Annotated in this window: 3 protein-coding genes and 1 rRNA gene; all 4 read right to left on the bottom strand. The window is 36.8% G+C overall.

Going from position 1 to position 2639, the window contains the following annotated elements; translation table 11 throughout:
* Positions 1 to 324: 324 nt before the first annotated feature.
* Positions 325 to 669 (bottom strand): hypothetical protein, encoded by a 345-nt coding sequence (locus EDD57_RS14140; protein ID WP_131850059.1) that lies wholly within the window; start codon positions 667 to 669, stop codon positions 325 to 327.
* 65 nt (positions 670 to 734) lie between these two features.
* Complete coding sequence (locus EDD57_RS14135; protein WP_165873854.1) at positions 735 to 1793, bottom strand: type III polyketide synthase; 1059 nt, start codon at positions 1791 to 1793, stop codon at positions 735 to 737.
* A gap of 160 nt (positions 1794 to 1953) precedes the next feature.
* Positions 1954 to 2274 (bottom strand): EthD family reductase, encoded by a 321-nt coding sequence (locus EDD57_RS14130; RefSeq protein WP_165873853.1) that lies wholly within the window; start codon positions 2272 to 2274, stop codon positions 1954 to 1956.
* 302 nt (positions 2275 to 2576) lie between these two features.
* Positions 2577 to 2639 (bottom strand): 16S ribosomal RNA (locus EDD57_RS14125); the annotation flags it as partial.

Here is a 2639-nt window from a genome sequence, read left to right as displayed (position 1 = left end):
GAATGCAACATGACGGAAGACTCATGTGTTTAATGATGTCTTCTATCTTTCTTCATTTCTGTATCTAATTTTCAAGGTGCATCATTTCGTTGTTTTGTCCACCGCATCTCGCGGCGACATGTATTAATATAGCATGCTGATAAATAAGAGTCAACACTTATTCTACAATTTTTTTATAGAACAGAAACACGCTATATACGTGTTTCATAATCACATTCAATAAACCGAAAATGCAACATGATCAGTCAAAATTACTCGTAAGCAAAATGGAGTCACAATTCGACTCCAATACAAAATTTTTACACTTCCTATATCTCTAAATCATTATGATTCATCTAATAAGCTATCAAATACAACTTCGTTCCCCAAAAAGGACTCAATCCTTGCCATCCCGCTCTCTTGAATATAAAGAAAGCATTGGGTTATCTCTTTACTTTCTTCTGAATCTAAAACACTTCGTAATGCTTCAGCGGAATGATAGTATGTTTCGATCAGTACACTAACTTCTTCAGACTGAGTGGATACTTGATCTGTAGGAATCAAAGTAGTGAATCGAATATGTTTTACTTCCTCTAAACGTAGGATGCGCTTAATCACCTCATTAGCATAAAAAACTTCAAACTTATTCAAATCCTGAATATGGGAGTAAACTGCTATCGTCTTGTACATAAGTCCACCTACCATCATGAAAAAATAAGAGTATAGAATGATTGCAAAAAGCAAAAGCCCCACTTCTACCACTGTAGTAATATTTGTTCGAGTGTAATCCCTGGGCCAACTGCCAACATCAATGAAAGATCTCCGTGACTAGGTGACTGTTCTCTGATCAGTTCATCCAGAATAAGCAGGACTAAAACAGAGGCTGTATTTCCACTCGTTCGCAGTACTTCCCATGAATGCTTCAGATCTTCATGATCTATATGAAGACTCTTCGCAGCAATTTCTAAGATTTTCTTACCTCCTGCATGAACAATATAGCTAGAAATTTGCTCTGATGTAACACCTTGACCCTCCGTGAATCTCTTCACATTTCCTTCTAGATGCTTGTCCAATAGCAGAGGCAACTTTTGGGATACCCCACCTGTAAACCCACCATCTTTTACTCCAATGTGAACAAGGTCTTTACTATTAGGAATAAGGACACTCTCGGAAGCTATAATAGAAGGCCCTACAAACTCATCTGCTAGTTCATCTCCAACTAATAATGCAGCAGCACCACCATCGCCAAACAGACTTAAATATACTAAGTGAGCTGAAGAAGACTCATCCACTATAAAATTGATGCTAAAAGACTCTATACAACACAATACAACTTTACCTCGAGGATGATTTGCTAATAAATCGTTCGCTCTAGCTAGTCCACCCGCACCTCCGGCGCAACCGAGCCCAAATAACAAAGTACATCTTACATTCACTCGACATTGGATTTCTTGGCATAAGAGACTAAGTATCCCTTGATGAATAACCCCTGAACTCGTGACAAACACAATATGATCAATTTCTTCCGGATGCACATTTACGTCCGCTAGACATTTCAGAATCGATTCCTTACCCATATTTATAAAATACTCTTCGAACTGGCGGTTTTTTTCATCAAAACTTCTCTCTTGCAACTCCCTTTCAAAAGGCACAGCCAAGTAGCGTTGCTCGATCCGTCCATTATCATATACTTGCAAGGCTTTTTCTCGATTCGGAATATGATCTTGAAAACGATTATCTACAAACTCTTTAGCCAACCCTTGTTTCCACAAATAAGGAGGAAATGCTTTACCAATTGAAATAATTTTCCCCATAATCCACCTCATATTTTATGTTTTAAACAAAATTATTTTATCTAAAATATTATAACATTTGTAAGTATAAATACTATTATCTTTTTATTAAATAACCCCGAGAAAATGTATTTAGTTAAGTACATTTACTCAGGGTCGTTATCATAAAGTAGAAATCTAATCATTTCTCAAAGAACGTCTCTATTCCTATGTAGCTCTCAAACTCCGCCAGATCGTGTCCTAGAATAAGTTGAATAACATCCTTCCCAGCTTCTGAGCTCATAAGTTGTTCGAGAGCCTCTGCGGATTCGTAATATGTTTCAAATAGTATTTTGACTGAATCGTCGTTGGGGTCACTTTGTCCGGTTGGAATAAGGGTTGATACTCGAATATTGATCACCCCTGGTAAGCTTAAGATAATGGGAAACACCTTAGTTTGATAATATTCTTCAAACGCATTGGGATCCTTGATATTTTTATAGATTCCAACTGTCTTAAACATCTGGGCCACACCCCTGTTATTTGAATATAAGCATACTAATATCATAAGTGCTAAATTAAGTAGTTGTCCACAGTGCAATATGTTAATACTAATGTGTATCATTCAAAACAAATATGATACATTTTTTATTATAAATGACTTTATTTAACAGCATATATGCTCTTTAACCCACTAATAGATTATTAACGTGAAAAAACTTCCTCTAATTAGGAAGTTTTTTGGTATTCCCTGAAAACTAAAGAGTGAGTAAGAAGCCAAGACCTGAGAGTCTGTATTTCGTTATGCTCGTAAGAGCTCCATAGAAAGGAGGTGATCCATCCCCACCTTCCGGTAGGGATACCTTGTTACGACTTCACCCCAGTCAT

The organism is Baia soyae, assembly GCF_004341445.1.
Classification (GTDB): Bacteria; Bacillota; Bacilli; order Thermoactinomycetales; family Thermoactinomycetaceae; genus Baia; species Baia soyae.
Note: the sequence above shows the minus strand (reverse complement) of the source record. Positions and strands in the feature narration are given on the sequence as shown.

Coding starts and splice junctions, on each gene's coding strand:
- EDD57_RS14140 (WP_131850059.1), bottom strand. CDS start 669: ATGTACAAGACGATAGCAGTTTACTCCCATATTCAGGATTTGAATAAG.
- EDD57_RS14135 (WP_165873854.1), bottom strand. CDS start 1,793: ATGGGGAAAATTATTTCAATTGGTAAAGCATTTCCTCCTTATTTGTGG.
- EDD57_RS14130 (WP_165873853.1), bottom strand. CDS start 2,274: ATGTTTAAGACAGTTGGAATCTATAAAAATATCAAGGATCCCAATGCG.